The 5,464-nt window shown below is 77.1% G+C and carries 5 protein-coding genes; 4 read left to right on the forward strand and 1 reads right to left on the reverse strand.

Annotation, left to right across the window (positions count from 1 at the left end; translation table 11 throughout):
- Positions 1 to 120 precede the first annotated feature (120 nt).
- Entirely contained in the window at positions 121 to 330 is a 210-nt protein-coding gene (locus ACFW1I_RS32300) for a hypothetical protein (protein WP_384676615.1), read from the forward strand.
- Positions 331 to 407: 77 nt separating this feature from the next.
- Here the strand turns inward: ACFW1I_RS32300 and ACFW1I_RS32305 are convergent, their stop codons facing one another.
- The gene (locus ACFW1I_RS32305) at positions 408 to 1,631 is read right to left on the reverse strand and encodes a threonine aldolase family protein (RefSeq protein WP_384676617.1); all 1,224 of its coding nucleotides are present in this window, start codon (positions 1,629 to 1,631) and stop codon (positions 408 to 410) included.
- Positions 1,632 to 1,768: 137 nt separating this feature from the next.
- Here ACFW1I_RS32305 and ACFW1I_RS32310 point away from each other — a divergent pair, with 137 nt between their 5' ends.
- The 3 genes from ACFW1I_RS32310 to ACFW1I_RS32320 all read left to right on the forward strand — a co-directional run.
- Positions 1,769 to 2,728, forward strand: coding sequence for a Rossmann-like and DUF2520 domain-containing protein (locus ACFW1I_RS32310; RefSeq protein WP_384676619.1), 960 nt, complete (start codon positions 1,769 to 1,771; stop codon positions 2,726 to 2,728).
- Positions 2,725 to 3,804: a pantoate--beta-alanine ligase gene (panC, locus tag ACFW1I_RS32315; RefSeq protein WP_384676621.1), complete on the forward strand. Its 1,080-nt coding sequence runs from the start codon at positions 2,725 to 2,727 to the stop codon at positions 3,802 to 3,804. The genes ACFW1I_RS32310 and panC overlap by 4 nt, the downstream gene beginning before the upstream one ends.
- The coding region (locus tag ACFW1I_RS32320) for an L-aspartate oxidase (protein WP_384676623.1) at positions 3,801 to 5,464 on the forward strand (1,664 nt) is incomplete at its 3' end. The genes panC and ACFW1I_RS32320, both read left to right, overlap by 4 nt.

Genomic DNA, 5,464 nt, shown 5'->3' on the forward strand with positions numbered 1-5,464 from the left:
ATTCCGTGGCACACGCACCCCCCCCCCGTGTGCGGGACTCCCCTGGGCGCCCGCCGCCCTGTTTTACTACGCCCGTAAATGGACGCGCGGGGCAGGCCCGCGCGGCCCCAGGGTGAGTCCATGGACGCGCTGCAGCAGCACCTCTTCGACAGCTACCGGGCCGCGCGGCACGGCGAGCCCCCGCCGCCCGCCCCCGGCACCCACGACCTGGCCGTGCTGCGCGGGCTGCGCGAGCACCGCCGCTTCGAGCGGGTGGTGGCCGGCCGGCCCGCGACCGGCCGCCTCCGCGCGGCCCTGGCCCGGGCCGCGGCACTCCTCGGCCGCCGCTGAGAGCCGCCGCCACCGGGCCGCGTCCCGTCGCCGGGGGCGCCGCCCAGGAGCCCCGCCGCGGCGCCGCCGGGGCGGGTTCAGTCGCGGACGAGCGCCAGGAAGTCCCGTACGGCCTTCCCGACGTCCTCGGCCGTCCACTCCAGGCCCGCCCCGGCCACCGTCACCTCCGTGTACGCGGTCCCCGGCGGGCCGCCCGCGCCCGGCGCGAACCAGCGGCGGAAGAGACAGACCCCGGTCCGCTCGGTCAGCGCGAGCGCCGCCGCCGTCAGGACGTCCGGCTCGTACGGCAGCCACACCTGGAACTGGTGGGTGTGCGGCACCTCCGGACCGATCCGGAACCAGCCCGGACCGCCCTCCTCCGCCAGCGCCTCGCGCAGCGCCCCGGCCACCACGCGCGCGTGGGCCACGTACGAGGGCAGCCGGGGCAGCTCGACGTCCAGGCCGCGCAGCGCCGCGAGCGCCGTCGGGTACTGCTGGAAGACCAGGCCCCCGTACCGGTGGAGCCACACGCGTGCCTCCGCCACCAGCTCCTCGGGCCCGGCCAGCACCGCCCCGGACATCCCGCCGAGGGACTTGTAGAACGACACGTACACGCTGTCCGCGAGCTCGGCGATCTCCGCGAGCGGACGCCCGAAGTGCGTCGGGCACTCCCACAGCCGGGCGCCGTCGAAGTGGACCACCGCGTCCCGCTCCCTGGCCGCCTCCACGGTCGCGGTCAGCTCCTCCCAGGACGGCAGCACGAAGCCCGCGTCCCGCAGCGGCAGCTCCAGCATCAGCGTCCCGAAGGGCTCCGGGTGGTCCCGCACCTCCTCGGCCGTCGGCAGCCGGGGCGCGTCCGTCGGGTGGACCGTCCGCAGCCCCGACACGGTCCCGAAGGCGTCGTCCTCGTGCAGCTCGGGGTGGGCGAGCGGGTGGAGCGCGACGACCGGGCTGCCGGTGCGCCCGGCCCAGCAGCGCAGCGCCACCTGCTGGGCCATGGTGCCGGTCGGGAAGAAGACGGCGGCCTCCATCCCCAGCTCCTCGGCGACCCGCCCCTCCAGGACCTCCACGAGCCCGTCGCCGTAGATGTCGGGCATGGCGTCCGCCAGGCCCGCCGCGTCCGTCCAGTCGGCCAGCTCGCGCAGCCGCCCGCCGACCGTGCCGTCCACGGACGGGGACCACAGCGAGCGCGCGGCCCCGCCCCACACCTGGGCCCGGTACCGGCGGGCCGCGGCCTCGTCGGGAGCCTCCGTGGCAGCCCCGCCGGACGCCCCTCCGGTCACCTCTCCGGGCGTCCCCGGTGGCAGCTGATCCATATCCATGGAGAGATCATCACACCGCCACCCGCACCCCCGCCCGTGGGTTTCGGGCGGCCGGGAGGAGGGACGAAACGCTGGCGTAGCATGGCCAGAAATCGTCCGGTACCCGCCGAGGACTGGAACGGAAGGCCCGTACCACCGTGAACGCACCAGCAGCGCCAGAGCCCAGGGCCGAGGACCGGCCCGCCCGGCTCACCGTCGGAGTCGTGGGCGCCGGCCGCGTCGGCCCCGCCCTCGCCGCCTCCCTCCAGCTCGCCGGGCACCGCCCGGTCGCCGTCTCCGCGGTCTCCGACGCCTCCCGGCGCCGCGCCGCCGAGCTGCTGCCGGACGTGCCGGTGGTGGAGCCCGCGCGCGTGCTCGCCCTCGCCGACCTCGTCCTGCTCACCGTCCCGGACGACGCCCTGCCGGGCCTCGTCGAGGGGCTCGCCGGGACCGGGGCGATCCGGCCCGGCCAGCTGATCGTCCACACCTCCGGCCGGTACGGCGCCCGGGTCCTGGACCCGGCCCGCCGCGCGGGCGCCCTCCCGCTGGCCCTGCACCCGGCCATGACCTTCACCGGCACCGCCGTCGACGTGCAGCGGCTGGCCGGCTGCTCCTTCGGGGTGACCGCCCCCGAGGAGCTGCGGCTCGCCGCGGAGGCGCTGGTCATCGAGATGGGCGGGGAGCCCGAGTGGATCGCCGAGGAGGCCCGTCCGCTGTACCACGCGGCCCTCGCCCTCGGCGCGAACCACCTGGTCACCCTGGTGGCCCAGTCGATGGAGCTGCTCCGCACGGCCGGCGTCGCCGCCCCGGACCGGATGCTCGGCCCCCTCCTGGGCGCCGCGCTCGACAACGCGCTGCGGTCCGGCGACGCCGCCCTCACCGGCCCCGTCGCCCGCGGCGACGCCGGCACGGTCGCCGCCCACGTGGCCGAGCTCCGCAAGCACGCGCCCGGCACCGTCGCCGGCTATCTGGCGATGGCCCGCACCACCGCCGACCGGGCGCTCGCGCACGGTCTGCTCAAGCCGGAGCTGGCCCAGGACCTGCTGGGCGTCCTCGCCGCCGACCCCGCAGCCGACACGACCGGCCCCGCCGACGGGCCGCGAGGAGACGACCGATGAGCCGCCCGTCCGCCCCGAAGAGCCCCGCGCGCCACGCGCCGGCGGAGCTGATCTCCACCGTCGATCAGCTGGAGGACGTGCGCGCCCGCTTCGGCGGCGAGCCGGGGCACAACGCCGTCGTGATGACCATGGGCGCCCTCCACGAGGGCCACGCCACCCTGATCCGGGCCGCCCGCGAGCGGGTCGGCGCGCACGGCTTCGTCGTCGTCACCGTCTTCGTCAACCCGCTCCAGTTCGGCGCCGGCGAGGACCTCGACCGCTACCCCCGCACCCTCGCCGCCGACCTGGAGCTGGCCTTCGCGGCCGGCGCGAGCGCCGTCTTCGCCCCCTCCGTCGACGAGGTGTACCCCGGCGGGCAGCCCCAGGTCCGGATCACCGCCGGTCCCATGGGCGACCGCCTGGAGGGCGCCTCCCGCCCCGGCCACTTCGACGGCGTCCTCACCGTCGTCGCCAAGCTGCTCCACCTCACCCGGCCCGACCTGGCCTTCTTCGGCCAGAAGGACGCCCAGCAGCTGGCCGTCATCCGCCGCATGGTGACGGACCTGAACTTCCCGGTCGAGATCGTCGGCGTCCCGACGGTCCGCGAGACCGACGGCCTCGCCCTGTCGAGCCGCAACCGCTATCTGTCGGCCGCCGAGCGGCACACCGCCCTGGCCCTCTCCCGCGCCCTGTTCGCCGCCCGCGAGCGGCTCGCCGCGCAGGAGGCGCTGCACGCGCGTGCCCTCGCCCTGCCCGGCGCCCAGGGGCGGGCCGAGACCCGCGCCGAGGCGCTGTCCCGGCTCGGCGAGGCCCGGGCCGCCGCCGACACCCACGCCGTCGCGCAGGCCGCCGAGGGCGCCGGTGCCGGGGCCGAGGCCGTACGGGCGGCGGCGCGGGCGGTCCTCGACGAGGCCGCGAACGCCGAGCCGCCGCTGGTCCTCGACTACCTGGCCCTGATCGACCCGGCCGACTTCACCGAGGTCGAGGACGGCCACCAGGGCGAGGCGATCCTGGCGCTCGCCGCGCGCGTGGGCACCACCCGCCTCATCGACAACATCCCGCTGACCTTCGGACCCACCCAGGGAGCCGCCTCGTGACCGGAATACGGCTGCACGCCCCCGAGCCGGGCTGGGCCATCGACGCCGACGTGGTCGTGGTCGGCTCCGGCGTCGCCGGGCTGACGGCCGCCCTGCGCTGCACCGCCGCCGGGCTCCGTACGGTCGTCGTCACCAAGGCCAACCTGGACGACGGCTCCACCCGCTGGGCCCAGGGCGGCATCGCCGCCGCGCTCGGCGAGGGCGACACCCCCGGCCAGCACCTGGACGACACCCTCGTCGCCGGCGCCGGGCTCTGCGACGAGCCGGCCGTCCGCCTCCTGGTCACCGAGGGCCCGGACGCCGTCCGCCGCCTGATGGCCACCGGCGCCGACTTCGACCGCACCGACGACGGCGAGATCGCCCTCACCCGCGAGGGCGGCCACCACCGCCGCCGGATCGCCCACGCGGGCGGCGACGCCACCGGCGCGGAGATCTCCCGCGCCCTGGTCGAGGCCATCCGCGAACAGGGCGTGCGGACCATCGAGCACGCGCTCGTCCTCGACCTCCTCAAGGACGACGAGGGCCGCACGGCCGGCGTCACCCTGCACGTCATGGGCGAGGGCCAGCACGACGGCGTCGGCGCCGTCCGCGCCCCCGCCGTGGTCCTCGCCACCGGCGGCATGGGCCAGGTCTTCTCCGCCACCACCAACCCGTCCGTCTCCACCGGCGACGGCGTCGCCCTCGCGCTGCGGGCCGGCGCCGAGGTCTCCGACCTGGAGTTCGTCCAGTTCCACCCGACCGTGCTCTTCCTCGGCGCGGGCGCCGAGGGCCAGCAGCCGCTGGTCTCCGAGGCGGTACGCGGAGAGGGCGCCCACCTGGTGGACGCGGACGGCGTCCGCTTCATGCTCGGACAGCACGAGCTGGCCGAGCTGGCGCCCCGGGACATCGTCGCCAAGGCGATCACCCGCCGCATGCAGCAGCAGGGCGCCGAGCACATGTACCTCGACGCCCGGCACTTCGGCGCCGACATGTGGGAGCACCGCTTCCCGACGATCCTGGCCGCCTGCCGGGCGCACGGCATCGACCCGGTCACCGACCCGATCCCGGTCGCCCCGGCGGCCCACTACGCCTCCGGCGGCGTCCGCACCGACCTGCACGGCCGCACCACCGTCCCCGGCCTGTACGCGTGCGGCGAGGTGGCCTGCACGGGCGTGCACGGCGCCAACCGGCTCGCCTCGAACTCGCTCCTGGAGGGCCTGGTCTTCGCGGAGCGGATCGCCGCGGACATCGCCGAGCACGGCCCGCACCGCGAGGGCGTGTCGCACACCGAGCCCCGGGGCACGGTGCTGACGCTGCTCGCGCCCGAGGTCCGCCGGGAGATCCAGCGGGTGATGACCCGGGACGCGGGCGTGCTGCGCTCGGCGGCCTCCCTGACGGCCGCCGCCGACGCCCTCGAAGCGCTCCGGCAGGACGCCGAGGAGGAGCGCAAGGCGGCCGAGCCGGGCGTCGACGCCTGGGAGACCACCAACCTGCTCTGCGTGGCCCGGGTCCTGACCGCGGCCGCCCTGGCGCGCGAGGAGACCCGCGGCTGCCACTGGCGCGAGGACCGCCCGGACCGGGACGACGAGCAGTGGCGCCGCCACCTGGTCGTCCGCCTCACGCCCGACCGCCGGCCGGTGGTGGGGTGGAGCGGGGGCGCGGTCGTTAGCCCCGGGACCCC

The sequence above is a fragment of the Streptomyces sp. NPDC058955 genome, assembly GCF_042741435.1.
In the GTDB taxonomy this organism is placed as follows: Bacteria; Actinomycetota; Actinomycetes; order Streptomycetales; family Streptomycetaceae; genus Streptomyces.

Coding starts and splice junctions, on each gene's coding strand:
- ACFW1I_RS32300 (WP_384676615.1), top strand. CDS start 121: ATGGACGCGCTGCAGCAGCACCTCTTCGACAGCTACCGGGCCGCGCGG.
- ACFW1I_RS32305 (WP_384676617.1), bottom strand. CDS start 1,631: ATGGATATGGATCAGCTGCCACCGGGGACGCCCGGAGAGGTGACCGGA.
- panC (WP_384676621.1), top strand. CDS start 2,725: ATGAGCCGCCCGTCCGCCCCGAAGAGCCCCGCGCGCCACGCGCCGGCG.